General features: G+C 61.9%; 21 protein-coding genes. 15 read left to right on the top strand and 6 right to left on the bottom strand.

The window, feature by feature from the left end; all coding sequences use genetic code 11:
* Nucleotides 1-96 precede the first annotated feature (96 nt).
* From tkt to G7048_RS13390, 5 genes are all read left to right on the top strand, one after another.
* The gene (tkt, locus tag G7048_RS13410) at nucleotides 97-2,154 is read left to right on the top strand and encodes a transketolase (RefSeq protein WP_166068625.1); all 2,058 of its coding nucleotides are present in this window, start codon (nucleotides 97-99) and stop codon (nucleotides 2,152-2,154) included.
* 90 nt (nucleotides 2,155-2,244) lie between these two features.
* On the top strand, nucleotides 2,245-3,246 hold the full coding sequence (gene gap / locus G7048_RS13405; protein ID WP_166068623.1) for a type I glyceraldehyde-3-phosphate dehydrogenase: 1,002 nt from the start codon (nucleotides 2,245-2,247) through the stop codon (nucleotides 3,244-3,246).
* A 333-nt stretch (nucleotides 3,247-3,579) separates the two neighbouring features.
* Nucleotides 3,580-3,936, top strand: a complete 357-nt coding sequence (locus tag G7048_RS13400) for a DUF4398 domain-containing protein (protein ID WP_166068622.1) — start codon at nucleotides 3,580-3,582, stop codon at nucleotides 3,934-3,936.
* Nucleotides 3,937-3,992: 56 nt separating this feature from the next.
* Nucleotides 3,993-4,925 carry an OmpA family protein gene (locus G7048_RS13395; RefSeq protein WP_240932980.1) on the top strand — a complete coding sequence of 311 codons (933 nt, stop codon included), beginning with the start codon at nucleotides 3,993-3,995 and terminating at the stop codon, nucleotides 4,923-4,925.
* Between the two features lie 111 nt (nucleotides 4,926-5,036).
* Entirely contained in the window at nucleotides 5,037-5,594 is a 558-nt protein-coding gene (locus tag G7048_RS13390; RefSeq protein WP_166068621.1) for a DUF924 family protein, read from the top strand.
* 89 nt (nucleotides 5,595-5,683) lie between these two features.
* On the opposite strand, the gene G7048_RS13385 is transcribed toward G7048_RS13390, so the two are convergent.
* Nucleotides 5,684-6,037, bottom strand: a complete 354-nt coding sequence (locus G7048_RS13385; protein WP_166068620.1) for an HPF/RaiA family ribosome-associated protein — start codon at nucleotides 6,035-6,037, stop codon at nucleotides 5,684-5,686.
* Between the two features lie 264 nt (nucleotides 6,038-6,301).
* Here G7048_RS13385 and G7048_RS13380 point away from each other — a divergent pair, with 264 nt between their 5' ends.
* Together G7048_RS13380 and G7048_RS13375 are read left to right on the top strand one after the other, a co-directional pair.
* Entirely contained in the window at nucleotides 6,302-7,180 is an 879-nt protein-coding gene (locus tag G7048_RS13380; protein ID WP_166068619.1) for a gamma-glutamyl-gamma-aminobutyrate hydrolase family protein, read from the top strand.
* A 463-nt stretch (nucleotides 7,181-7,643) separates the two neighbouring features.
* Complete coding sequence (locus tag G7048_RS13375; RefSeq protein ID WP_166068618.1) at nucleotides 7,644-10,436, top strand: DUF11 domain-containing protein; 2,793 nt, start codon at nucleotides 7,644-7,646, stop codon at nucleotides 10,434-10,436.
* Nucleotides 10,437-10,553: 117 nt separating this feature from the next.
* On the opposite strand, the gene G7048_RS13370 is transcribed toward G7048_RS13375, so the two are convergent.
* From G7048_RS13370 to G7048_RS13350, 5 genes are all read right to left on the bottom strand, one after another.
* A complete protein-coding gene (locus tag G7048_RS13370) occupies nucleotides 10,554-11,027 on the bottom strand; it encodes a peptidylprolyl isomerase (protein ID WP_166068617.1) in 474 nt (157 codons plus the stop codon).
* 70 nt (nucleotides 11,028-11,097) lie between these two features.
* On the bottom strand, nucleotides 11,098-11,562 hold the full coding sequence (locus G7048_RS13365) for a GyrI-like domain-containing protein (RefSeq protein ID WP_166068616.1): 465 nt from the start codon (nucleotides 11,560-11,562) through the stop codon (nucleotides 11,098-11,100).
* Nucleotides 11,563-11,713: 151 nt separating this feature from the next.
* Nucleotides 11,714-12,751, bottom strand: coding sequence for an SDR family oxidoreductase (locus G7048_RS13360; RefSeq protein ID WP_166068615.1), 1,038 nt, complete (start codon nucleotides 12,749-12,751; stop codon nucleotides 11,714-11,716).
* An 85-nt stretch (nucleotides 12,752-12,836) separates the two neighbouring features.
* Nucleotides 12,837-13,451 (bottom strand): DUF1439 domain-containing protein, encoded by a 615-nt coding sequence (locus G7048_RS13355; protein ID WP_166068614.1) that lies wholly within the window; start codon nucleotides 13,449-13,451, stop codon nucleotides 12,837-12,839.
* A 232-nt stretch (nucleotides 13,452-13,683) separates the two neighbouring features.
* Complete coding sequence (locus G7048_RS13350) at nucleotides 13,684-14,358, bottom strand: chalcone isomerase family protein (RefSeq protein WP_166068613.1); 675 nt, start codon at nucleotides 14,356-14,358, stop codon at nucleotides 13,684-13,686.
* Nucleotides 14,359-14,709: 351 nt separating this feature from the next.
* Here G7048_RS13350 and G7048_RS13345 point away from each other — a divergent pair, with 351 nt between their 5' ends.
* The 8 genes from G7048_RS13345 to G7048_RS13310 all read left to right on the top strand — a co-directional run bounded on the left by G7048_RS13345 (nucleotide 14,710) and on the right by G7048_RS13310 (nucleotide 24,827).
* Complete coding sequence (locus G7048_RS13345; protein WP_166068612.1) at nucleotides 14,710-15,561, top strand: IclR family transcriptional regulator; 852 nt, start codon at nucleotides 14,710-14,712, stop codon at nucleotides 15,559-15,561.
* A 43-nt stretch (nucleotides 15,562-15,604) separates the two neighbouring features.
* Nucleotides 15,605-16,768: a thiolase family protein gene (locus G7048_RS13340; RefSeq protein WP_166068611.1), complete on the top strand. Its 1,164-nt coding sequence runs from the start codon at nucleotides 15,605-15,607 to the stop codon at nucleotides 16,766-16,768.
* 7 nt (nucleotides 16,769-16,775) lie between these two features.
* A complete protein-coding gene (locus G7048_RS13335) occupies nucleotides 16,776-17,162 on the top strand; it encodes a Zn-ribbon domain-containing OB-fold protein (RefSeq protein ID WP_166068610.1) in 387 nt (128 codons plus the stop codon).
* A 60-nt stretch (nucleotides 17,163-17,222) separates the two neighbouring features.
* Nucleotides 17,223-18,221 carry a tripartite tricarboxylate transporter substrate binding protein gene (locus tag G7048_RS13330; RefSeq protein ID WP_240932979.1) on the top strand — a complete coding sequence of 333 codons (999 nt, stop codon included), beginning with the start codon at nucleotides 17,223-17,225 and terminating at the stop codon, nucleotides 18,219-18,221.
* 229 nt (nucleotides 18,222-18,450) lie between these two features.
* A complete protein-coding gene (locus tag G7048_RS13325) occupies nucleotides 18,451-20,538 on the top strand; it encodes an acetate--CoA ligase family protein (protein ID WP_166068607.1) in 2,088 nt (695 codons plus the stop codon).
* 458 nt (nucleotides 20,539-20,996) lie between these two features.
* Nucleotides 20,997-21,776, top strand: coding sequence for a hypothetical protein (locus tag G7048_RS13320; RefSeq protein WP_166068606.1), 780 nt, complete (start codon nucleotides 20,997-20,999; stop codon nucleotides 21,774-21,776).
* 106 nt (nucleotides 21,777-21,882) lie between these two features.
* Nucleotides 21,883-23,367, top strand: a complete 1,485-nt coding sequence (locus G7048_RS28715) for a collagen-like protein (protein ID WP_166068605.1) — start codon at nucleotides 21,883-21,885, stop codon at nucleotides 23,365-23,367.
* A gap of 731 nt (nucleotides 23,368-24,098) precedes the next feature.
* On the top strand, nucleotides 24,099-24,827 hold the full coding sequence (locus tag G7048_RS13310; RefSeq protein WP_166068604.1) for a hypothetical protein: 729 nt from the start codon (nucleotides 24,099-24,101) through the stop codon (nucleotides 24,825-24,827).
* Nucleotides 24,828-24,952: the final 125 nt, after the last annotated feature.

Raw genomic sequence — 24,952 nt, 5'->3', positions numbered from 1 at the left:
GCAGTCCGGTTTGATGCCCCTTCCCGACCCCGACCTCGGGCACTTAGTAAAATAGGGGGTTTTCTCTACCCCAGTCCCTCCCGGAGCCCGCCTCTCATGGCCAATTCACAACAAATGGCGAATGCGATCCGCGCACTCGCAATGGATGCCGTTCAACAAGCCAATTCCGGTCACCCCGGTGCCCCGATGGGCATGGCAGACATGGCCGTGGCCGTGTGGGGGCGTCACCTCAAGCACAACCCGACCAACCCGCTGTGGGCTGATCGCGACCGCTTCGTGCTGTCCAACGGTCACGCTTCGATGATGCTGTACTCGGTGCTGCACCTGTCCGGCTACGACCTGCCGATCGAAGAACTCAAGAATTTCCGCCAACTGCACAGCAAGACCGCCGGTCACCCTGAGCATGGCATCACCCCCGGTGTCGAAACCACCACGGGCCCGCTGGGTCAGGGCATCACCAACGCCGTTGGCTTTGCGCTCGCAGAAAAGCTGCTGGCCAAGGAATTCAACCGCGAAGGCCACGCCATCGTCGACCACCACACCTATGTGTTCCTGGGCGACGGCTGCCTGATGGAAGGCATCAGCCAGGAAGCGATTTCGCTGGCTGGTGCATGGAAGCTGAACAAGCTGATCGCGCTGTATGACGACAACGGCATCAGCATCGACGGCAAGGTCGCCCCATGGTTTGTGGACAACACCCCCGAGCGCCTGCGCGCCTGCGGCTGGAACGTGATCGACGCGGTGGACGGCCATGACGCCGACGCCATCGACGCCGCCATTGCCGAAGCCAAGAAGAGCGGCGACAAGCCCACGATGATCGTCTGCAAGACCAGCATCGGCAAGGGTTCGCCCAACCGTGCCAACACCGCGAAGGCGCACGGCGAGCCACTCGGTGCCGAAGAAATCAAGCTGACCCGCGAAGCCCTGGGCTGGGCGGCCGAGCCGTTCGTGATCCCTGCCGACGTGTACGGTGACTGGGACCGCAAGGAAACCGGCAAGGTGGCCGAAGCTGCATGGCAAGAGCAATTTGATGCCTACGCCGCTGCCTTCCCGGAACTGGCCGAAGAATTCGCACGTCGCATGGCTGGCGACCTGCCACGCCACTTCGCGCAGACCGCTGTGGACGCCGTGATCGCCGCCCATACCAAGGCCGAAACCGTGGCCAGCCGCAAGGCCAGCCAGATCGCTCTGGAAACCTTCACCGCCAAGCTGCCCGAGCTGCTGGGCGGCAGCGCCGACCTGACCGGCTCCAACCTGACCAACACCAAGGCCACGCCAGCTCTGCGTTTCGACGACAAGGGCGACGTGGTGCAGACCGAAGTGCAAGTGGGCGACAAGACCGAGCTGGTCGGTGGCCGCCACATCAACTACGGCGTGCGTGAATTCGGCATGGCTGCCGTGATGAACGGCGTGGCCCTGCACGGTGGTTTCATCCCCTACGGCGGCACGTTCCTGACGTTCAGCGACTACAGCCGCAACGCCATCCGCATGGCTGCGCTGATGAAGCAACGCGTGATCCACGTGTTCACGCACGACTCCATCGGCCTCGGCGAAGACGGCCCGACCCACCAGTCGATCGAGCATGCAGCCAGCCTGCGCCTGATCCCTGGTCTGGATGTGTGGCGTCCTGCCGATACGGCCGAAACCGCCGTGGCATGGAGCGTGGCTCTGTCCAACCGCAACAAGCCAACGGCTCTGCTGCTGTCGCGCCAGAACCTGCCATACCTCGCCAAGAACGATCTGGGCGACATCTCGCGCGGCGCTTACGTGCTGTCCGAGCCCAAGGACGTGGGTCTGAACAAGAAGGCCAAGGCCGTGATCATCGCCACCGGCTCCGAAGTTCAACTGGCTGTGGCCGCACAGAAGCTGCTGGCCGAGAAGAAAATCCCCGTGCGCGTGGTCTCCATGCCCAGCACGACGACCTTCGACCGCGAAGACACCAAGTACAAGAAGCTGGTTCTGCCGGAAGGCCTGCCACGCGTTGCCGTGGAAATGGGCGTGACCGACGGCTGGTGGAAGTACGGCTGCGCCGCCGTGGTCGGCATCGACACCTTCGGCGAATCGGCTCCTGCGCCGGTGCTGTTCAAGCACTTCGGCTTCACACCCGAGAACGTGGCAGAGACCGTGCAAGCGGCCTTGCAACGCGCACGTTGATCCCGACATGAGTGACACCGTCCGGTTGGTTCCGGACCGTGTCGCCCACAACGATTTCCGTTTTTTCGACTTTCAATCAGAGGCAAGACTATGACGATCAAGATTGGTATCAACGGCTTTGGCCGTATCGGCCGCAACGTGCTGCGCTCCGCAGTGCAGAACTTCTCCGACATCGAAGTCGTGGCGATCAACGACCTGCTGGAGCCTGACTACCTGGCATACATGCTGAACTACGACTCGGTGCACGGCCGCTTCAAGGGCGACGTGAAGGTCGAAGGCAACACGCTGATCGTGAACGGCAAGAAGATCCGCCTGACGCAAGAACGCGACCCGGCGAACCTGAAGTGGAACGAAGTCGGCGCCGACATCGTGATCGAATCCACCGGCCTGTTCCTGGACAAGGTCACCGCGCAGAAGCACCTCGACGCTGGCGCCAAGAAGGTGCTGCTGTCGGCTCCTTCCAAGGACGACACCCCCATGTTCGTCTACGGCGTGAACCACAAGACCTACGCTGGCCAAACCATCATCTCCAACGCTTCGTGCACCACCAACTGCCTGGCACCCGTGGCCAAGGTGCTGAACGACAAGTGGGGTATCAAGCGCGGTCTGATGACCACCGTGCACGCTGCAACGGCTACGCAGAAGACCGTTGACGGCCCATCCAACAAAGACTGGCGCGGTGGCCGCGGCATTCTGGAAAACATCATTCCTTCGAGCACTGGCGCAGCCAAGGCCGTGGGCGTGGTCATTCCTGAACTGAACAAGAAACTGACCGGCATGTCCTTCCGCGTGCCAACGTCCGACGTGTCCGTGGTCGACCTGACCGTGGAACTGGACAAGGCTGCCACCTACGAAGAAATCAAGGCCGAAATGAAGGCCCAGTCCGAAGGCGCTCTGAAGGGCGTGCTGGGCTACACCGAAGACAAGGTCGTCGCCACCGACTTCCGCGGTGACACCCGCACCTCGATCTTCGACGCCGACGCCGGCATCGCTCTGGACGGCACCTTCGTGAAGGTCGTTTCCTGGTACGACAACGAATGGGGCTACTCGAACAAGTGCCTGGAAATGGTGCGCGTGATGGCTGGCAAGTAAGCCAACCGGATCGGAGTTCGCTCCCTTTCAGAAGAAGCGCCTTCGGGCGCTTTTTTGTTGTCTGCAGAAATCGCTTCAGTTAACAATTCATGTCGGACAGCGGCTCATGGCTTGCCCGTCCTACTCTTACATTGATAGCAACGCCGCACCTACGCGGGCCTCTCGGGATGCGGTCAAAAATGGGCTCGGAGCAACAGGACGCGTCGTCGTCCTGTCGTTTTTTGAACTGCACGCTTTGTCATGACAACCGCGGCCGGAACACGCTCTGTCCGCCCCGCAGAACCACATTGGCCATAGCGCATGCAGAAAACACTTTCCCGAGAGGAGCCCCACATGTCCATCACCCTCATTCGCGGTGCCGCTTTGGCACTGACTGTCGCCACTCTAGCAGCCTGCTCGTCCATCCCTGCGCCGACCGCAGAAATGGCGGTGGCCCAGAGCACGATTCAACGTGTTTCCACCGCTCCTCAAGTGACCGCCTACGCTCCGGTGGAGCTGCAGAAGGCCCGCGATCTGTGGAGCAAGGCGGAACGCGCGATGGAGAAGAAGGATTACACCGAAGCGCGCCGCTATGCCGAGTCCGCCGAAGCCGAAGCCCGTCTGGCCGAATCCAAGGCCCAGGCGGCCGAGAACGACGCACGCCTGAAGGCCGTGCAACGTGGCATCCAGCAAGCGCAGCCCGCACGCTGATGCGGTCCGTCCATTGACCGCCGCCGCAACAGCCACACAGGAATAAAGGAACACCCATGATGTCGCCAACCAAAAACAACCACGTCCGTCGCTTCGGCATGCTGGCCACCAGCCTCGTCGCCGTTTCCATGCTCGCAGCCTGCGCATCGCGCAATGCACCGCTGGAGCCGCTGCAAAAGGCGCGTGCCGCCGTCAACACGGCGATGAACGATCCCAAGGTCGTGCAGCTCGCACCGCTGGAATTGAAGTCTGCGACAGACACGCTCGCCAAGGCCGACAACGCCTGGACCAAGGATGCTGACGCCACCGAAGCGTCCCACCTGTCCAACCTGGCCGTTCAACGCGCCCAGATCGCCCAGAACGTGGCCCAGACGCGCCAGTTGGACACCGACATCAAGCAAGCCGGTGTGGACGCAGAACGCGCTCGCCTGCAAGGCGATGCCGCCAACGCGCAACAGCAGGCCGACAAGGCCCGTGCGGCAGCCGCCGCCAACGCTGCGGCCGCAGAGCAGGCTCGTCAGCAAGCGCTGAGCGCCGAGCAACGCGCGGCCGAATCCGCCGCCAAGGTCAAGAGCCTGCAAGCCCAGCTCGACGATCTGCAAGCGCAGCAAACCGAACGGGGCCTGCTGGTGACACTGGGTGACGTGCTGTTCGAATTCGGCAAGGCCGACCTGACCACGCAAGCCGCTCCGCGCCTGGACAAGCTCGCCAAGTTTCTGGCCGAGTTCCCGAACCGCAAGCTGCTGATCGAAGGCTACACCGACAGCGTCGGCACCACCCAGTTCAACCAGACGCTGTCCGAGCACCGCGCCGCCGCCGTGCAAAGCGCGCTCGTGACCCGTGGCGTGGCCGCTGACCGCATCACCGCGCGCGGCTACGGCAAGGAATATCCCGTGGCCGACAACAGCTCGCCCGAAGGCCGTGCCATGAACCGCCGCGTGGAAATCGTGATCGCCGACGAGAACGGCAACCTGCGCTCGCGTCGCTGATCACCCTATCGTTCAGGACCACAACAAGACGCTCCGTGACCATCACTTTGGGCACGGCGGGATTCACCTCCTGCCGTGCCCTTTTTCGTTTTCGAGGCTACATTTGCACGCATGACCCAAGCACTTGACCCCACCGCGCAATCCGTGATCCGCTTCTGGTTCGAGGAGTCGACGCCCCAGCAATGGTTCGCCAAGGACGATGCGTTCGACGCCGCCATCCACAAGCGCTTTGGCGCGGTGCTGGAAATCGCCGCGCGCGGTGAACTCTGGAACTGGCGCGCCAACGCTCTGGGCCGCCTGGCCGAAATCATCGTGCTCGACCAGTTCTCGCGCAACGTCTGGCGCGACACCCCGCGCGCCTTCTCGCAAGACGGCATGGCGCTGGTGCTCACGCAGGAAATCATCGCGCTCGGTCTGGACAAGGACTTCACCGAGGCGCAACGCGCCTTCGCCTACATGCCGCTGATGCACAGCGAATCGCTGATGGTGCAGGACGAATCGATCCGCCAGTTCACCGCACTCGGCAACCCGATCAATCTCGACTTCGCCCAACGCCACCGCGCAATCGTCCAGCGCTTTGGCCGCTATCCGCATCGCAATGCGGTGCTCGGGCGGGAAAGCACGACCGAGGAAACCGCCTTTCTGCAAACGCCCGGCAGCTCGTTCTGACGCACTGAAGACCGGGCAGCACACCCCAAAAGCAAAACGCCCGTCGCATCAGCAAACGGGCGTTGGTTCAAACGAAGTTCAGACGGCGATCAAGGCTGTTCAGCGTCTCGAATCGACTCACGGTTGTTCTTGTCGCGGACGCGGCCCTGGTCGGCTTCGAGTCCGCGCAGCAACTTCTCCAGCGCTGCCGTCAACGCGTCCGCCACCTTGGGGGCTTCGGCGTTCGCGGCCACGGGCTGACGGCCTGCAGGGCGCGCCTCGATCACGCACCTTTTGTCTGGAGAGCCGGCCTTCGAAGGCGCATCGGAATCGGAGAAGAACACCTCCACACGCGTGACGCTCTCCTTGAAGCGCGAGAGCCGGGTGGACACTTCTTGCTGTACCCATTGAGCCAAGGATTCGCCGCCCTGGATCTTGTCGTTGGTATGTACTTGCACTTGCATCAACTTCTCCTGTGTCGAAAAAAACAATCCATCAATAGCGATCAAAGAATGGATAACTGCATCTTGCCAGTCTGGACAGCATAGCGCTTGACTGCCGTCAAATTTGCGTGTGATTGCTTCTCGCTTTCCCTAGCGACACGCATTGTCGAAGTCGGCCTACAGTGAACAAACGTGCGCCAATCACGCACGCCCCGTGCCGGATTCGAGCCGTGTTACAAAGCAGTGTGGACTCGCTCCCAGTCACTGCCGGAAAGAACCGCAACGATGACCAGCACCAGCTCTGCCAACCGTTTGAAGATCGGCCTCTCGGCCTGCTTTTCGCACGCCGATCCGTATCGCCCCCTGTTCACCAACAAGACGCTGCAGTACGTGGAGCAGACCATCGCGCACTGGATCATGTCCGCCGGTGCGATGGTGGTGATGGTGCCCTGCCCCACCGGCGAAACCGCGCTCGGCGACGTGACGCTCAGCCACTATGCCGACTGGCTGGACGGCGTCGTCATGCACGGTGGCGCGGACGTCTGGCCTGGCAGCTACGGCGAGGAGCCGCTCAAGGATGCGTGGCTCGGCGACCGGATTCGAGACCTCTACGATCTGGCCCTGGTCGAGGCCTTCGAGCAGGCGGGCAAGCCGATCTTCGGCGTGTGCCGCGGGCTGCAGCTCATCAACGTGGCATTCGGCGGCACGCTGTATCAGGACATCGAGACGCAACATCCCGGCGCGCAATTGCACCGCGATCCGGTCACCTACGACCAGCATTTTCACGAGGTCGAGATCGTGCCCAACACGCGATTGGCGCGGCTGTATCCCGGCACCAATCAGGTGAAGGTCAACAGTATTCACCATCAGGGCATCAAACAGCTCGCACCGGGTTTCGACATCGAAGCCTGGAGCTACCCGGACGCCGTGCCCGAGGCGATTCGCCGCCACCCCACGCACGGCCACAGCTACATCGCCGCCACGCAATGGCACCCGGAATTCCGCGCGCATGACGGCAGCATTCTGGATGCGCGTCCCATCCTTGACGACTTTCTGACCGCCTGCCTGCGCTCCAAAGTGCAACCCCTGCCGGGCCACAGCCCCTTCCAGATTCGTGATCGCGCATCGCGACTGCTCAAGCGCGCATTGCTGCGGCAGCGGTGAAACAACGGCTTGCAACCTGGGCCGTGTTGTTTCGCAGCACGTAGGACAAAGACGCAAAGCCGGGCAAGTCGGCAAGCATCGCCCCGCGAAACGCTCCAGTAGGCATGCGCGTTGGTAAACCATGCGCCCCAAGGGGTGCAATTGAAATCGGTAACCACTTCATCAATCATTCACTCACTTGCACCATCAACGCGCGACAAGTCGAGCGTGCCGCTGCAAACGAGGGGATTCGTTGAATGCACGGGAACATCAATCCCGTCACAGCCTGCGTAGCTGCTCCGCAATGGAGAACACGCCAACCAAGTCGACGAGGCACGCAACGATGCCCGCCGCTGCCACTCGCGACAGAGCCTGCAGGATTGGTCGCGGACGCTGAAACAGCAAGGTGGCCAAAACTCCACCTGCATTTGAGAAAGCGTCATGACATGCATTGGCGCGCTCCTGCCGTTCAGGAATCCGACTCATGGCGTACTTCGCAGAGTTCACCACATCGCTTGTTTCGCTCGCTTCGCGTTCACGCACGTCCATTTCACTTGCCGCACTCGGCGCTGCCCTGTTCGCCTCAGCGTTGCCGCTTGGCGCAAGTGCCACGGTCATATTCGATGACTACCGGGGACAGCAGAATCTATCGAATGGCGCTCCGGTCACGCCGATCGCCCCGAACTACTACAACAACAATGACAGAGGCAACGTTCCGCTGACCAACCTCATCAACTTCGCAGCGGGCGGCACGGGCAACATCGCCAGTTCAGGCTCGCTCGACGACATCAACTGGGGCAGCAGTGCGCCACAGCTGTGCAACAAATTCACGAACAACGCTGCCTGCGACACGCAGATTCTGGGGCGCGTCGTCTATGCGCTGGTGCAGTTTCCAGCCGCAGGTTCGTACAGCTTTCAGTCGTACCACGACGATGAGGTGAAGGTCGATTTCTCCACCAAGTTCTCGGCGGACACGGCGGCCAACTATCGCAACTTCGACTACAACGTTCCGGTCGGCGCGCTCAGCGACTACACCAGCGAGTCCGGCAACATCCCCTCCATTCCCGGCAACTTCTACGCGCAGCAGCCCAGCAGTTGCTACGTCATGCGCGTGTACTGGAACAACCGCGGCGGCGTGAACTTCCTGCGCATGCAATGGACCAAGCCCGACGGTACGAAGGAAATCATTCCCGCCGCCCAGTTGCGCGACCCATCACTGCCGGAGTCTTATGCCAGCTGCGCCAACGTGGCAACCGATCTGGGCGTGGCCAAGACTGCTCCCGCCACATTCACACCCGGCGGGGCGCTGAGCTATTCCATCAAGGTATGGAACTACGGTCCTGTCGCCACCAGCGGCGCAACCCTCGCGGATACATTGCCAAGCACCGTCACGCTGAACGGGCAACCCACCTGCACGCCATCGGGCGCAGCCACCTGTGACTCTGTCAGCAATTCCGGCAGCGCCTGGACGATGATCACCGGCGTGCTGCCCGTGAACAGCTCGGCTGGCAATCCTGCCACCGCGCCGACGCAAGGTGACTATCTCACCTACACCTTCAACGTGACCACCAGCGCAACGGCGCAAAGCATCAGCAACACCGCGACGATCACCAGCAACGATCTGAATCCGGACAACAACTCCAGCACCATGACCAGCCAGAACGGCGGCAAGGCCAGCGTCACCAAGACCGGCCCTGCCAAGGTGGCCTTGGGCGAACAGTTCAGCTACACGCTCACCGTGCAGAACGGGCTGACCACGTCACTCGCCAGCGCCGTCGTCGCTGATCAGTTGCCATCCAACATCAAGGCTGTCTCGGTGAGTGGCGCAACCTGCACCAATGCACCGGGCTCCGAAGGTGCATTGCTGAACTGTACACTCAGTTCACCGATCGCTGCTGGCGCAAGCGGCAGCTTCACCGTCACCGCTGTCGCCACCAGCACGGGCACGGTGACCAACTATGCATCGACCAACCCGAACGGCAGCAGCACGCCCGGCACACCGGGGCGCAACTGCGATGCCAACACCTACAGTTGCACCAGCGTGCAGACACAGGTCGTCGCACCAGCCGTGAGCGTCAGCAAATCGTTCGCGCCCACCAGCATCAGCACGGGTGGATCGAGCCTGCTGACAATCACGGTGAGCAACACCAGCGCAAGCAGCATCGACCTGAATTCCCTGACGCTCACCGACACACTGCCCGTCAACCTCACCACCACCGGCTCGCTGATGGGCAACTCCTGTGATGGCGATCTGACCAGCCCCGGCAACACACAACTGGTGCTGAGCGGCGGTGTGCTGGCGGCCAGTGGATCGTGCCAACTGCAGTGGATGGTGACATCGACCACCGTTGGCAGCTATCTGAACAACATTCCCGCTGGCGGCGTCACTTCTGCCGAAGGCGCAACCAACACCACGCCCGCACAAGCCACGCTGGTGGTGAACGCGCCCGCCGCCATCGACACCACCAAAGTGCTCTCCACGGTGAACGGTCAGCCCAACGCGGGCCAGAAGCTGCGCGGCGGCGACGTGCTGGTGTACACCCTCACCGTCAAGAACAACGGTGGTGTGTCAGGCACCACCACCCTCACGGAGACCGTGCCCGGCGGCGGCACCTACACCGGCAGCGGCGAAGGCTGGAGCACATCGCCAGCGTGCACCACCGCTGCCAGTACCTGCAATCAAACCGTGACGGTCCCTGCCAATGCGAGCGTCTCGAAAACGTTCACGCTGACCATCACTCCGCCAGTGCCGACGCCCACGTTCATCAACACCGTCACCAGCAGCAACGGTGACTGCAACAGCTGCACGATTTCATCTCCCGGCGTGTATGCCGACATGGCGGCCACACCGGCCAAATCACAGGAAGTGAATGTGGGCGATACCGTCACCGTGATCACCAGTTGCACCAACAAGGGTCCCGACTACGCAGTCAACGCCACCTGCATGGTGACTGGTGCACCTGCCGGAGCCACCACCACCTGCACACCCGCACCGCAGCCGGTCAACCCCTTCCAGGTAGGCGACAAGTTCACTTGCACGACCACCTTCAAGGCAGAGAAGTCGGGCTCCGTGTTCCTGACAACCACCGCCAAGTCCGACACCCGCGACCCCAACGCAGTCAACAACAAAGCCATCTCGCCCGTCACGATCAAGGAAGTCACACCACCCGTGGTGAGCGAACCAACGCCCGTTCCCGTGGACTCGCGCTGGATGCTGATGCTGACGGCACTCGCGCTGGTCGTCGCCGCGGCCGCCATGACCCAGCGCCGCAAGTAACCCCGCACGGCCACCTGCCGGGCAATAAAAAAGCGGAAGCACACTGGAAGTGCTTCCGCTTTTTGCATTGGGCGACGTGAACTTGAATCTGCCCGGCTCAGTTCACACGCAAATCAATCAATGGTGATGACCGTGACCACCATGCACATGCTTGTGCGCGATTTCTTCGGGCGTGGCAGCACGCACTTCGGTCACCTTCACCTGGAATTTCAGTGCCTGACCGGCCAACGGATGGTTGCCATCCAGATGCACTTCAGGGCCCTTGATCTTCACGACGTTGAAAACCGTCATGTGGCCATCGTTGCCAGGGCCCTGCAGTTGGCCGCCGACCTTCACTCCCGGTGGAAATTCGGCCTTGGGAATCACGCGCATCAGGCTCTCGTCGCGCTCGCCGAACGCATCGGCCACCGCCAGATCGATGGTGGCGGAAAAGCCCGCCGCCTGACCGTCCAGCGCCGCTTCGACCTTGGGGAAAATATTGTCGTAGCCGCCATGCAGATACGCCACGTCTCCCGAATCCAGCGGCTTGCCGGTGACGGGATCGGTGATCTTGTAGTTCAGCGTGACCGCTGTGTCTTTGGTGATGTTCATGAACGTGATTCTACGTTCGCACATCCATTCCGTTGCAGGCCCATGCCATCCAGCGCACGTCACTGCCGCACTACTGCAGCGGCTGAATCAACTCCGTGCGCCACAACCGCGCATCCGAGCCACGTTCCGGCCCGGTCACATAGCATTCCCACAACTCGGAGGTGATGCTCAGCCCCTGCGTTTCTATCCATTGCTTGAACCGCCCCCAGGACTGCGGCAGGTCTTCGTAGCGGCCGCAGTGCACGGTGCGCGCGACGCGCATGGGCGGCCATTCGCCGGGGCGCATGCGCCCGGCTGCGCGGACGGGGTGATCGACGGGTATGCCGATCTCGAAGTCGAAGCGATCCGTGGGGCGATGCAGATGGTGGGTGTAGAGCGCGGCGATGGGCTGGACGCCCTGTGCGCGGACGGCGTCCAGCAGCTCGCGCACTCCACGACCCATGACGTACTGGATTTCTTCCCGCGTGCAGCGCACGTGGATGATGGCGGTCGTGCAATGGCGCGCGAGATCTGTGATCTGTGGTGGCTCAATCATGGCGTGCTCCTTGCGGAAACCGTCGCCGCGCACAACCCTGTGATGCACGCAGCGGTTCCCGAATTGAGTGAGTCAAACAGGCACGTTCATGTTAGTGCGCCGTCACGCGGCGCACCATAGGACAAATGCTCGTCCGATTGACCCGCGTCCGTCAGCGCGAACGGCGACCGATGAACCAGCCGAGTGCCAGCCCCACGGTGCCCAGCACGATGGCCGCCGTGGCGGCCTCGGCGCGCGCCGTGCGGATGCCGCCGTCGATGCTTGTGTCGGCAGACGGTTCGTACAGATTGCCGTCGCTCATCGGCACGCTCTGGCCTTGGCTGCGCTCGCCAAACCAGCGTCTGGCGCGCCCATACAGCGTGGGCGAGACCGCGTGGGCCACCCGGCTTGGCAGTGCCGATGCGCCCAGCCATGTGACAGGCTTGGGGTTGGATGAATAGGCCAGCGCGACGATGGACTGCGCCACGCGGCGTGGATCGAGCATGGGCATGACCGAGCGCAAGCGGTGGCCGGTGTAGTTCGCGCCGTTGACAAGACCCGGCGTGTCGACGCGCGTGGGAGCCACGTCGCAGATGTGCACGTTCGGCAGATCGGCGACTTCGGCGCGCAGGCTCTCCGAGAGGCCGCGCACGCCGAACTTGCTGGCGCTGTAGGCCGCCTCGAACGGCGTGCCGACCCAGCCGCCCATGGAGTTGAGATTGACCAGCAGACCACGTTCGGCTTCGCGGAAATGCTGCATCGCGACATGTGCGCCGTGCATGTGGCCGAGCAGATTGGATTCGATCACGCGGCGATTGGCTTCGAGCGGCATGCCGTCAAAACGGCCCACGGCACCCACGCCTGCGGCATTCACCCAGACGTCGATGCGGCCGAAATGACTGACCGCGCGGCTCGCCAGTTTCTGCACGGCTTCGGCGTCGGTCACGTCGGTGGGAATGCCCAACGCAGAGCCGCCTTCGGCCAGACATTCGGTGACGACTGGAGACAGCGTGTCCGCGCTGCGTGCCGCCAGTGCCAGCTTGGCGCCGCGCTGGGCGAACGCAACCGCCGTGGCGTGGCCGATGCCGCTGGACGCGCCGACGATCACCACGACGAGTGGCTTTTGCATCGCCTCGGACGTGGATGTGGTCGTGGACGACGATGAAGAGGATGTGCGGGTGGAGCCCTGTCTGCGGTCCTGAAAGCTCATGGAATCTTCTTCCCTTCTTCTTGCCTTGCTGCCTTATTTGTAACACCGGCAGGTCGTGAACCACGTAGGACAGGGTCACCAGCCGTCATGGGACAGCCTTGTTCTGCAAGGTCACCACCAGCCCTTTGGGCGTCACCGTGAACTTGCCGGGCTCCAGCCCGAGGCCGTTCACCAGCGCAAGATCCTTGTCGGTCAACTGGTGCAGCACCACCTCCTGCAGCGAGCGTTGCGCGAGCGTGCTGCCGTATTGCTGCAGCATCTGCTCGGTCTGCGCGTTGAGTCCGTTCATGCGCAATCCATTCAGATGCAGATCGGTGGCGCGCAATGTGCGGTCCGAAGATTCATAGCGCAGCGAGAAATCCACGTCGAGCGCGCCCTGATAGTTGCGCGCCTGCAGCAGCGGACCCGAGGCGAGCACGGCGATCACCGTGTTCAGCCGGTTCTGATCGGGGCGCAGATGGATCTGCGGATCGCTCAGCGCCAGATTCATGAGCCCGCCAAAGCCGTAATTGCGCGGAAACTTGCGCCCCACCGCCTCCTGAATCTGCCCGGCCGAAATCGTGTAGCTGGGCTGCGCCATCGCGCTGGGAGACGTGGCACAACCGGCCACCAGCACACCCATCGACACGGCAACGCCCAGCAGCAACCTGCGTTGTGGGCAATGAGATTCTTCGTGTGGCGTGCGACTTCCGAGGTTCATGTTCTGTTCCAGCGATCTGCTCATCCAAGCATTGTTACGCGGTCAGAAGCTCGGGCGCGGGAAAAGGTTCCTTCAGGTTGGAACAAGGCGTGTCAAACCCGCAAGCAAGCACTCAGGGGCGATGCGCGCTCGCCCACAAAAAAGGGTTGCCGGACCCAATGCCCGACAACCCAATGTCGCGGATGTCGCGTTCTTCGCTGTCCGGCCATGGCCGCAACAGCCTGCCATCCCATCAGTTGCGATTGGCAGTATCCGTCGTTGCCTTCACGCCCAGCATCGCGTCGCGCAGCTTCCAGTCGGCAGGCGTCGCGCCCAGCCAGATGCCCGCCAGCGCGTGATAGAACTGCGCTTCGGGCATCGAATCCGAAGCCGGTACGCCGCGCACCGACACCACCGTGCCCTTGCCCGGCACCCAGTCCAGCGTGACGGAGTCGCCCGGCTCCAGCTTCTTGTAGTCGTTGAACAGCGCCGACATGCGCAGCATGGCCGGCATCAGGCGCGCCGCGCTCGCCTTGTCCATGTTTTCCTGAATGCCGCGAATGAACATGCCGCCCAGTTCGTTGGCGTTCACTTCACGCAGCATCACCAAATGGATGCGCTTGGATTCGTTGGCACCACCCAGGTCGCCGTATTGCTGGAGCGGCTTCTCGGTATAGAGCGCTGCGCGATACACCTGAAACACCGCTTTGTAACGAATGCCCGCGCCGTTGAGCGTCACCGTGCGGCCACCCACCTGCACTTTTTCAGCAAAGGGCGCATGGACACCCATCTGCGACGGTGCCATGGAGACCTGTTTCACTTCAGGAGCCGCACCGCCTTCGGTTCGGGCCACGGCAGGCAGGCTGGCAGCAGCGACCAGGCCCCCTGCAATCAACAGACCAGTGATGTGACGAACGATTTGCGACATAGCTACCACCTACAAAAGTAAAAATCGAATAGGTGAATGCTATTTCTCTGTTTGGCTATCGCATATCTGGCGCGAGCTTTGTTCACAATTGGATTCAACAACCAAAAACAATAGCAAGCTTTGGTTTGAACACGTCATTTGTAGCTGAGTGAAACATTTGAATCTGCTACTGGTTGTAAATCATCCATTTCGAGGGTTTACCCGCCCATCAATAGCCAATTCCAATCAACGAAAAAATTCGATCAGTTGGTAAAAAATTTCACGGATCAAAACTTTTGGAAAAGTTTTTGACCACCATCCGATCCGTTCCTACAGTGGACTCCAGAACAGGTTTCATTGGCAGAAACAACCATGGCAGCAGCAGATCGCAACCCTCCACGCACCAAGTCCATCGTGACCCGCAACTCCGGCAGCAGCGTGTCGTCCGTCGAGCGCGCCATGCGCGTGCTGCGGGTCATGTCGGAAGGCGCGAATGCACGGCTGACCGACATCGCCACCGCCGCCGATCTGGACAAGGCCACTGCCCTGCGCCTGCTGGAGATGATGGTGCGCGACGGCTTTGTGATGCGCGATGCCGCCACCAAGCAATTCACGCTCGGGCCCGAGCTCATGGTGCTGGGTGCAGCGGCACTGCGCCGCTTTGACCCACGCCCCATCGTGCGTCCCAGCCTGATGCGGCTGGTCGGCCAGTTTGAAGACAGCGCGGTGCTGTCGCTTCCCAGCGGCATCGAATCGCTGTGCATCGACGTGGAAGAAGGCACCTACCCCATCCGCGCCAACTATCTTCGCGTGGGCAGCCGCAGGCCGCTGGGCGTGGGTGCGGGATCGCTCGCGCTGCTGGCCTGGTTGCCCGATGCCGAACGCGAAGCCGCCATCGAGATTCTGCTCAGCCAGTTGCAGCGCTATCCGCGCATCACCGCCGAGCTGCTGCACGAGCGCATCGCCGAAGCGCGCAGCAAAGGCTATTGCGTGCTGCTCGACGTGGTGGTCGAGCGCATGGGCGGCATCGGCGTGCCGATTCTCGATCCGCAAGGTCGCCCGGTGGCGGCCATCAGCATCGCCGCGCTCAACGACCGGATTCTTTCGCGCGAATCCGCCATGGGCCAGTCGCTGATGCACGAGGCGATGCAATGTCAGGTGCGTTGGGCCGAGGCGACCCGGCCCGTCAGTCGCACCGCGCATCGCGTCAGCGCGAGCAAATAGAAAAGCAAGCCAACCCATGGACAAGCACAAGGAGACACAACCCATGCCCTCATCAACGCAGGCCCCGCAAGCCTTCTTGCGTGGCGCAAGCGGCACCGCATTCGGCAAGCATGAAGGCCGCAGCGCGCTCGACCTCATGGCCGAAGCCGCCAGCGGCGCGCTGAAAAGTGCGCAGCTCGAACGCGCGCAGATCGATGGCGTGCTCTGCGGCTACGCCACGACGCTGCCGCATCTGATGCTGTCCACGCTGTTCTGCGAACGCTTTGCGCTCAGGCCGAACTACGCACACAGCATGCAGTTGGGCGGTGCCACCGGCGCGGCCATGTTGATGGCGGCGCGAGAGCTGGTGCGATCGGGCCGCTGCCGCAACGTGCTGGTGGTGGCTGGTGAAAACCGCTTGAGCGGCCAGTCCCGCGACAGCTCGATCCAGACACTCGCGCAAGTGGGCGATGCCGATTACGAAGTCCCGAACGGCGCATCCGTGCCCGCGTATTACGCGCTCATGGCGTCGGAGTACATGCACCGCACGGGCGTGACTTCTGCCGACCTGGCCGAGTTCGCTGTGCTCATGCGCAACAACGCGATCACGCATCCCGATGCGCATCTGCGCACGCCCATCACGGTGCAGGACGTGCTGGCCAGCAAGGCCATCGCATCGCCGCTGTCGCTCATGGACTGCTGCCCGATTTCCGATGGCGCGATGGCGCTGGTGGTGTCTGCCGATCCGCATCCGCAAGCGGCCATCGCCATGCGCGGCGCGGGCCAGGCACATCGTCATCAGCATCTCACCGCGATGGAAGATGTGATGCGCTGCGGCGCATCGGATGCCGCGTCCATTGCGCTCGACGAGGCGGGCATGGATATCGCCGACTTCGACTATCTCGGCATCTACGACTCGTTCACGATCACGCTGGTCATGCTGCTCGAAGAGCTGGGCTTCGCGCCACGCGCCGGAGCCGCAGCGCGCTTGCGGCATGGCGACTTTGCACGCGATGGTGCCCTGCCGCTCAACACCCACGGCGGACTGCTTTCCTACGGTCATTGCGGCGTGGCAGGCGGCATGGCGCATGTCGTCGAAGCATGGCGGCAGATGAGCAATCTGGCCGGAAAGCGCCAGTTGCAACGCACACCATCGCGCGCCTTCATCCACGCCGACGGCGGCGTGATGTCGTCGCATGTGAGTCTGGTTCTGACACGCGAAGGATGACGCAGCCATGAGCACCCAACCCACCATCCCCCAGTCGCTGTCCGCGCACTTCACCGACGGACTCCAGTCCCACGTCATCCGTTACCAGCGCTGCAATGCCTGCGGCCACGCACAGACACTCGCGCGCTATGCCTGCCAGCGCTGCGGCTCCGAAAAGCTCGATTGGCATGACTCCGCTGGCCTCGCCACGGTACGTGCGCGCACCGTCGTATCCCGCGCGCCATCCGACGAATTCCGCGCACTCGCGCCCTACACGCTCGTCATCGTCGAACTCGACGAAGGCCCGCGTTTGATGGGACATGCCGATGCGCAAGTCGACATCGGTCAACGCGTGCGCGCCGAATTTTTCGAGCACCACCACCGCACGCTTTTGCGCTTTGACGGACTCGCCTAGAAGTCCGCAAACACCGCTTGCATTCCAACCCATTCACTTGATCAGATGAAGGAGACAAACATGAACCGCAACACTCGCCACACCACTCGCCGCCGCACGCTCGCTCTGGCCTGCGCAGCCCTCTGCTGCCTGGCCACGCCCTTCGCCGCAAACGCGGCCACGGACTACCCGAGCAAGCCGATCAAGCTTGTCGTGCCCTACCCACCGGGCGGTCCCACCGACATCGTCGCGCGCGTGGTCGCGCAGAAGCTGCAAGAGCAGATGGGCCAGTCCGTCATCATCGACAACAAGCCCGGCGCAGGCGCGAATCTCGGTGCCGAACAGGTCGCACGCAGCGCGCCCGATGGTTACACGCTGATGGTCGCAACGACCGCGCACGCGATCAACCCATCGCTGTTCTCCAAGCTGAACTATTCGATCACCAAGGACCTCGCACCGGTCTCGCAACTGACCAGCGGCCCGCTCGTGATCGTCGCGACTCCGGGCCTTGCCGCCAACAACGTCAAGGAACTGATCGCACTCGCCAAAGCCAAGAACGGCGGGTTGAATTTCGCGTCATCGGGCAACGGCCAATCCACGCATCTCTCCGCCGAACTCTTCAGCGCCATGGCGGGCACGAAGATGAACCACATCCCCTACAAAGGCAGCGCGCCCGCGCTCACCGATGTGATGAGCGGACAGGCCGACCTGATGTTCGACACCATGCTGTCCTCCATGCCCTTCGTGAAGGGCGGCAAGCTCAAGGCCATCGCCGTCACCAGCAGCCAGCGCTCGCCCATCGCACCCGACATTCCTACAGTGGCGGAAGCAGGCCTGCCCGGCTACGAAGCCATCGCATGGAATGGCGTACAAGCCCCCGCCGGAACACCCAAGGAAATCATCGACAAGCTGAACGCCGAGCTCAAGAAGGCGCTTGAAAACCCCGAGGTCAAACAGCGCTTCGAAGCCCAGGGTTTCTCGTCCGCATGGAACACACCAGCAGCCTATGGCCAGTTCATTCAAGCGGAAGTGGACAAGTGGGCCAAGGTCGTCAAAACATCCGGCGCAAAAGTGGATTGAACAACGGCGCAAATGCACCACGCGGCAGGCCATCGCATCAGCGATCTCAGCAGCGAAAGCCACTCCGCGAACAACAACCACAACGCCAAGACAGCCCTTCAGGCTAGGCGTCGAAGCCGCAGACAGTACTCTCGTACGGCAAGGCTTCGCAACGACGCATGAAGGGCTGTATTGGCGCCCCAAAACGAATGACCAATCGAAGCCGCAAGGCTTCGTGAAAAGCAAAAAAATGGACTTACTAGAATCCGCGCTCAATCCTCGCTCTGTGGCTGTCATTGGGGCTTCGGAAAACATCCACAAGATCGGCGGCCGCCCCATTCTGTACATGGGCCGCCACGGCTACCAAGGCAAGATCTACCCCATCAACCCCACGCGCGATGAAATCCAGGGCCACAAATCCTACGCATCGCTCTCAGCCCTGCCCGAAGTGCCCGACCTCGCGCTCATCGTCGTCGGCGGCGACAAGACGGTGGCGGCAGTCGAGGAATGCGCAGAACGCGGCGTCAAATCAGCGGTGATCATCGCGTCCGGCTTCGGCGAAACAGGCCCTGAAGGCAAGGAACTCGAACAGCGCATGCTCGCCAAGGCCCGCGCCAGCGGCATGCGCCTTTACGGCCCCAACACGCAAGGCCTCGCCAATTTCGGCACCGGCGCGATCGCGGGCTTTTCCACCATGTTCATCGAAGTGCCACCACAGGACGGCCCGGTCGCCGTGGTCAGCCAAAGCGGCGGCATGAGCTCGATGATCTACGGCCTGCTGCGCGGTCGCGGCATCGGCGTGCGCCACGTGCATGCCACCGGCAACGAGGCCGATGTGACGGTCGGTGAAATGGCGCTCGCCGTCGCGCACGATCCCGATGTGAAGCTGCTGCTGCTTTATCTGGAGAGCATCAGCAAGCCCGAAATCCTCGCCCAGGCCGCAGAGTACGCACGCTCGCGCGATCTGCCCATCGTTGCGGTGAAGGCCGGACGCACGGCAGGCGGTCAGCGCGCGGCCTCGTCACACACCGGTTCGCTCGCGAACGAAGATCGAACTGTCGACGCCTTCTTCCAGCACCACGGCATCTGGCGCGTGCGCGATCCACATGAGCAGGCGCGCGCGGCGCAGGCCTATCTCAAGGGCTGGCGTCCCGAAGGCAAGCGGCTGGTCGTGATCAGCAATTCCGGCGCAAGCTGCGTGATGGGAGCCGACGCGGCCGACGACGAAAAGCTGCCCATGGCCGAACTGGCCCAAAGCACGCAGGACGCGCTCGCCGCCAAGCTGCCCGGCTTTGCGACCACGCAAAACCCCATCGACATCACCGCCGCGCTGCTGTCCAACAGCGGCCTGTTCGGCGACGTGCTGCCCGAAGTGGCCAAGGATCCCGCCGCCGATCTTTTCTTCATCAACATCCCCGTGGCCGGCGCAGGCTACGACGTGGAACGCTTTGCGCGCGATGCCGCCGCGTTTGAAAAAGCCGCAGGCAAGCCAGTGGCCGTGGCGGCGTGGCAGGACAGCGTGGCGTCCGCCTTCCGCACGCACGGCATCGCCACCTTTCCGAACGAAGGCGATGCCATCGGCGTGCTCGCGCAGGTCGCCAATCACACGGCGCTCATGCGTCGCCCGCGCGTTGCGGCCCCTGCGCCCATGCAGGTCGAGTTGCCACCGAGCGAAGGCCAATTCCTCAACGAAGCCCAAAGCCTTGAATTGCTCGGACGACATGGCGTGCCAGTCGTTCCCATGCAGTTGTGCCAGACCGCCAACGAAGCGCGCAGCGCCTGGGAGCGCATCAGCGCAGGCGGCAGTCGCGTCGTGATGAAGGCCTGCTCGCGCGACATTCCGCACAAGTCCGAATATGGGCTGGTGGCGCTCAACGTCCCATCTGCCGACGAGGCGGGAGCGCTGTTCGATCGCTTCTGGAGCAAGATGGACGAGCTCCAAGCCGCACGCGACGGCGTGATCGTCGCAGCCATGTGCAAGGGCCGCCACGAATTCATGGTCGGCGCGCATGTCGACCCAGTCTTCGGCCCGGTGGTGGTGGTGGGCGATGGCGGAAAATACACCGAAGCGCTCAACGACTGCGTGGTGCTGATGCCTCCGTTCAGCACCGAAGAAGTGCAATCCGCCCTGCGCAGCTTGCGCATCGCGCCTTTGTTCGACGGCGTGCGCGGCGAGCCGCCGATGGACATTTCAGCGCTGTCCGAGTTGGCCGTCGCGGTGGCTCACTTCGCGGTGTCGGCCAAAGATCAAATCGCATCCCTCGACTTGAACCCCGTTCTGGTCGGCTCCGTGGGAGAAGGCGCGATGGTGGTCGACGCATTGGTCGAGCGCCGCTGACGATCCACTTTCTACCCATCCCCGTCCACAGCCCGAAGCCGCTTCAGCGATTTCGGGCTTTTTGCTTTGGCAAGCCCCGATACGCAAGCTTTCTGCAAGTTGGAACAACTGTCGCAATGCATCAACACAAAATGTCGCTGCACAGGCATTTCTCATGCTTTCACACAAATACATTCATCCGCATTTGCCGTCCGCCGATAAAGAAGCTCAATTTATCAAATTTTAATCGCCATAGCACCGCATATTCAATTGATCAATATCAATTCTCAAAAATGCAAGAAAACACGAATGAAAAGCTGGAAAGACAAATAGCCAACACCATCTCAATAATAAGAACCAAACCACCAAATCAATCAAAGACACTAGTTAACACATTTCATTTTCCATACTCAAAAGGATGGAGAGATTCGACTTGATTTAATTATTTTCGAGAGTAATGAGAGCAACAAATAGGTAATTTGATTTCTAATTATTTCCAAGCCACTTTGCGAGGATTTATGCGAATCAACCCTTTTTTGAAGCCCACGGCAGTCTGTTGTGCATTGGCCGCATTTCACACATTTGCATGGGCCGACCTGATCGTTCCAGTCAATGGAGTCAACAGCCTGAACTCGGGCTACCAGTCTCTTGCGTGCACACAGCTTTCCGTCAGCGGTCAGCTTAATCTGAATACGGGCACCTTGGTTCGTATCAAGAATTCCATGATCCAAACGGGCGGCGTCGTCAATGGCAACTCTGGCTTATTGGAAGTGAATGGCAACTGGAGCAATTCCGGAACCTTCAATCCCGGCACCAGCACGGTGAAATTCACCCGCCTTTGCGGCGTAAGCACGATCAATGTGACTGGCACGACGGATTTCGGGAATCTGATCATCGATTCGGCAGATGGCCCCTTGCATATTGTGCTGCCGCCCAATACGAACCAGACAGTGAACGGTACGCTGTCGTTCGTCGGCAATCCCAAGGATATCTATATCGAGGGCGGCCCCTGTTCGGGCATCCGTTTGCTGGAGGGTGCCAACTCCGTTGGGCAGGATGCCAACGTGCATCTCGCACCAGGCGTCTGGATCGGCAAGACGCCACCCGCGGGTTGCCCCGGCGGGCCACCTGTCACCGGCAATTCGAATGCTGTGCCCGTGCCCGCCACGGACGCACTGGGCCTCGGTCTGCTGACGGCATTGCTCGCGGCGCTCGGCGGTGGCTCGTTGCTCCGGCGGAAAAAACCGCGCGCGCATTGAACAAGACACGGCAGCCAATCTGTCTGTTCGAGCCCTTGCGCTCACCCTGCTCTCCCGGCTTTCTCCATTTCACACACATCTGAATTTCACCAGAAGGGGTTGCTTCATGACCAGCGCACATCGCTTTGCACGCACTCGTCTCCATTCCGCTGCCACGCTCACATTAGGGGTCGGCGTACTGGCCGTCGCGCCAGTCGTCTGGGCCGATGACGTGATTCTTCGTCCGCCCACTGCAGGCCGCGTCGTCGTGCAGGACAGCGGCGGCAGCAACCTCTTTCTGCGCATTGACGATACCGGCACCAACAACGTGTTCGTTCCAACTGTTCCAGGATCCTCCGCACAGCAAGCGCTCACTTGCTTCAATGCAGGCGGCCAGCTCGGGCCATGCACAGCCAATGCGGGAGCGGGACCGACCGGTGCCACCCCGCTGACGGGAGCAGCCGGCGCGACCGGCATCACCGGCGTCACGGGTGCAACTGGCCCGACCGGAGCCACAGGTGCCACGGGTGCCACGGGTGCGACAGGTGCAGGCGGCACGGGCGCCGCTGGTCCAACGGGACCCACAGGCCCCGCTGGTGCGACCGGGTCAACAGGCGCCACAGGCTCCGCTGGCGCTGGAACGACTGGCGCTACAGGTCCCGCTGGTGCAACTGGGGCCACCGGCCCGACGGGTGCAATCGGCGGCACAGGAGCCCCTGGTGCAACGGGCGGCACTGGCGCGGCGGGCCCCGTTGGCGCCACCGGTGCAGTCGGCCCAGCGGGCAACACTGGTGCGGCAGGCCCAACAGGCAGTGTTGGCGCAGCGGGTCCAGCGGGTGCCGTTGGTGCGGCCGGCCCAACGGGCAACACGGGTGCCCCAGGCGCAACAGGCAGCACTGGCGCGGCAGGTGCGGTAGGCCCAGCCGGTGCGACCGGTGCGACTGGTGTAGCCGGACCAGCGGGCAACACGGGTGCCGTCGGTGCAACCGGCCCTGCAGGTGCTGCAGGGGCAGCCGGCAATGCAGGTCCTGCAGGCCCCATCGGACCTATCGGCCCTCAGGGCAGTCCTGGTACCGCCGGTGCCGTGGGGCCGCAAGGAACGCAGGGAATTCAAGGCGTCGCGGGCCCGACTGGTGCCAATGGTGCGACAGGCGCCACTGGCTCGACAGGAGCAACGGGCGCCGCCGGTTCCGGGAGCACCATCGCGTCCTATATGTCCGCCGAGAACACGGCAGGTGTCGCACTGTCCCTCAGCGTGAATGGCGCGCGGATTCCTCTCCCACACCAGCAGGTCATTGGCACCGGCTTCAATCCGGCCGGGAACAACGAACTGTTCAACCTCACGAGTGCTGGCATCTATCTGATCAGCTACAACATCCGTACAACGGCTGCCATCGCGACGGGAGCGTGTGTATCGGACAGCAACAGCAACGCTTACAACTGCATCCCGGCGTTGACACAGACCTCGTTGGTTGGTGTGGGGCAGTTCCAGGGGCAGGCCATCGTCAATTTGCCCGCCAACACGCAATTGAACCTGCGTCTCATCGGGCTGAGTTCAACCGTTTTGCAGGGGGGAGTCGGGGCATCGCTCACAGTGGTGCGACTGCAATAAACAGCTGCCAAATCCTGAAACTCACACGGCAGCACCCATGGCGGCAGGGCAAACGAGGCGATGCGGTTTATTTCTGCGCCGCATCCATACAAGACAGCTGAACGCCCCCGCCAACCTTGGCTGCGTGCAACCACCCACGGGGAAATGGAGTGGTTGCACGCACGTTTTTCCAAGACCGCTCCATATCGGATTTTCAATGCGGAATTGATCCACATTCAGTCCGATCCATATTGCGCGCCATTCAGCATATTGAGTGTGAAATGAACGCAGGCACAGGGATCAAAAGTTTCATTTTTCCACCACATTTCAACAACAACTGTCATCCATACTGCATTTAAAGGCCAATCTTTGACATGGATTACACGTCAAATCAATGCCTGAAATAGTGGAATTCAATGAAAGCGACCACCACCGCCTTGTCAAAGGCAGCCGTCCACACCGCCATCGAATAATCAAAATCCTCTGATCCGCACGAGGCATTCAGCGCATGGCTTTCGCCCTCTTCAATCCATAAACCAAAACACCATCAATATTTCTATTGAATTTCCTTCCAATACCCGCCTCACGATTCGCTGAAAAATTTCAGATCGCCTCATTCCCTTTAATTTATTTCATAAAAATCGTGAGTAATTGGGTTGGTCGGTTGATTTCTAATTATTTCCACGCCACTCCAGCGAGGATATATGCGGATCAACCTACAACTGAAATCGACAGTGCTCTGTGGTGTGCTTGTGCTTGCACACACCGCCGTCTGGGCGGACCTGATCATCCCCTCCGGCGGAGACAACACGCTCAATTCCGGCCTTGAGTCTTTGGCTTGCACCAACCTGGCAGTCAGCGGAACACTGAACCTGAACTCAAGCTCATTGGTGCTCGTGCGCAATGCCCAAATCAATGCAGGTGGTGTCGTCAATGGCGGTTCCGGCTTGCTGGAGGTGAACGCCAGTTGGAGCAACTCCGGCACCTACAACCCCGGCTCCAGCACCCTGCGATTCGCGAATACGTGCGGCGCAGGGACCGTCCAGGTGTCAGGCAGCACGACTTTCGGCAACCTGACCATTGATTCGGGGAGTGGCCCGCTGCACATCGTCCTTCCCGCCAACACGGTGCAGACCGTGAACGGCAATCTCGCCTTCACCGGCACCGCCAAGGACATCTACATCGACGGCGGGCCTTGCTCGGGCATTCAACTGGCAACAGGAGCCACGGTCGCTGGGCAGGACGCCAACGTGCACCTCGCATCCGGTGTATGGATCGGCACGACACCCCCCGCCGGGTGCACCGGCGGCGGCGGCAACGGCGGCGGCTCCAACTCGGTTCCAGTCCCTGCGACCGACGGGCTGGGGCTCACCCTGCTGTCCTCGCTTCTGGGCGCGCTGGGCGGAGCGGCACTGCTGCGGCGCAAGCGGTCGCGGCCAAGCACGAAACAGCCAGCCCATCACAACGTTGATCGCACCTGACTCGCGGCGACCAAACGGATTCGTTTTCCACCACTTTGCATTTCACCTGAAGGGGTTGTCGTATGACCTGCACACATCACTTGGCTCGTACCCGTCTTTGCACTGCACTCGCCCTTGGATTGGGA

Source organism: Diaphorobacter sp. HDW4B (genome assembly GCF_011305535.1).
Taxonomy (GTDB): Bacteria; Pseudomonadota; Gammaproteobacteria; order Burkholderiales; family Burkholderiaceae_C; genus Diaphorobacter_A.
This window is presented reverse-complemented; position numbering and strand designations above follow the sequence as displayed.

What these genes read in the sequence shown, in the direction of transcription:
- tkt (WP_166068625.1), top strand. Translation starts at nt 97, where the DNA reads ATGGCCAATTCACAACAAATGGCGAATGCGATCCGCGCACTCGCAATG.
- gap (WP_166068623.1), top strand. Translation starts at nt 2,245, where the DNA reads ATGACGATCAAGATTGGTATCAACGGCTTTGGCCGTATCGGCCGCAAC.
- G7048_RS13400 (WP_166068622.1), top strand. Translation starts at nt 3,580, where the DNA reads ATGTCCATCACCCTCATTCGCGGTGCCGCTTTGGCACTGACTGTCGCC.
- G7048_RS13395 (WP_240932980.1), top strand. Translation starts at nt 3,993, where the DNA reads ATGATGTCGCCAACCAAAAACAACCACGTCCGTCGCTTCGGCATGCTG.
- G7048_RS13390 (WP_166068621.1), top strand. Translation starts at nt 5,037, where the DNA reads ATGACCCAAGCACTTGACCCCACCGCGCAATCCGTGATCCGCTTCTGG.
- G7048_RS13385 (WP_166068620.1), bottom strand. Translation starts at nt 6,037, where the DNA reads ATGCAAGTGCAAGTACATACCAACGACAAGATCCAGGGCGGCGAATCC.
- G7048_RS13380 (WP_166068619.1), top strand. Translation starts at nt 6,302, where the DNA reads ATGACCAGCACCAGCTCTGCCAACCGTTTGAAGATCGGCCTCTCGGCC.
- G7048_RS13375 (WP_166068618.1), top strand. Translation starts at nt 7,644, where the DNA reads ATGGCGTACTTCGCAGAGTTCACCACATCGCTTGTTTCGCTCGCTTCG.
- G7048_RS13370 (WP_166068617.1), bottom strand. Translation starts at nt 11,027, where the DNA reads ATGAACATCACCAAAGACACAGCGGTCACGCTGAACTACAAGATCACC.
- G7048_RS13365 (WP_166068616.1), bottom strand. Translation starts at nt 11,562, where the DNA reads ATGATTGAGCCACCACAGATCACAGATCTCGCGCGCCATTGCACGACC.
- G7048_RS13360 (WP_166068615.1), bottom strand. Translation starts at nt 12,751, where the DNA reads ATGAGCTTTCAGGACCGCAGACAGGGCTCCACCCGCACATCCTCTTCA.
- G7048_RS13355 (WP_166068614.1), bottom strand. Translation starts at nt 13,451, where the DNA reads ATGAACCTCGGAAGTCGCACGCCACACGAAGAATCTCATTGCCCACAA.
- G7048_RS13350 (WP_166068613.1), bottom strand. Translation starts at nt 14,358, where the DNA reads ATGTCGCAAATCGTTCGTCACATCACTGGTCTGTTGATTGCAGGGGGC.
- G7048_RS13345 (WP_166068612.1), top strand. Translation starts at nt 14,710, where the DNA reads ATGGCAGCAGCAGATCGCAACCCTCCACGCACCAAGTCCATCGTGACC.
- G7048_RS13340 (WP_166068611.1), top strand. Translation starts at nt 15,605, where the DNA reads ATGCCCTCATCAACGCAGGCCCCGCAAGCCTTCTTGCGTGGCGCAAGC.
- G7048_RS13335 (WP_166068610.1), top strand. Translation starts at nt 16,776, where the DNA reads ATGAGCACCCAACCCACCATCCCCCAGTCGCTGTCCGCGCACTTCACC.
- G7048_RS13330 (WP_240932979.1), top strand. Translation starts at nt 17,223, where the DNA reads ATGAACCGCAACACTCGCCACACCACTCGCCGCCGCACGCTCGCTCTG.
- G7048_RS13325 (WP_166068607.1), top strand. Translation starts at nt 18,451, where the DNA reads ATGGACTTACTAGAATCCGCGCTCAATCCTCGCTCTGTGGCTGTCATT.
- G7048_RS28715 (WP_166068605.1), top strand. Translation starts at nt 21,883, where the DNA reads ATGACCAGCGCACATCGCTTTGCACGCACTCGTCTCCATTCCGCTGCC.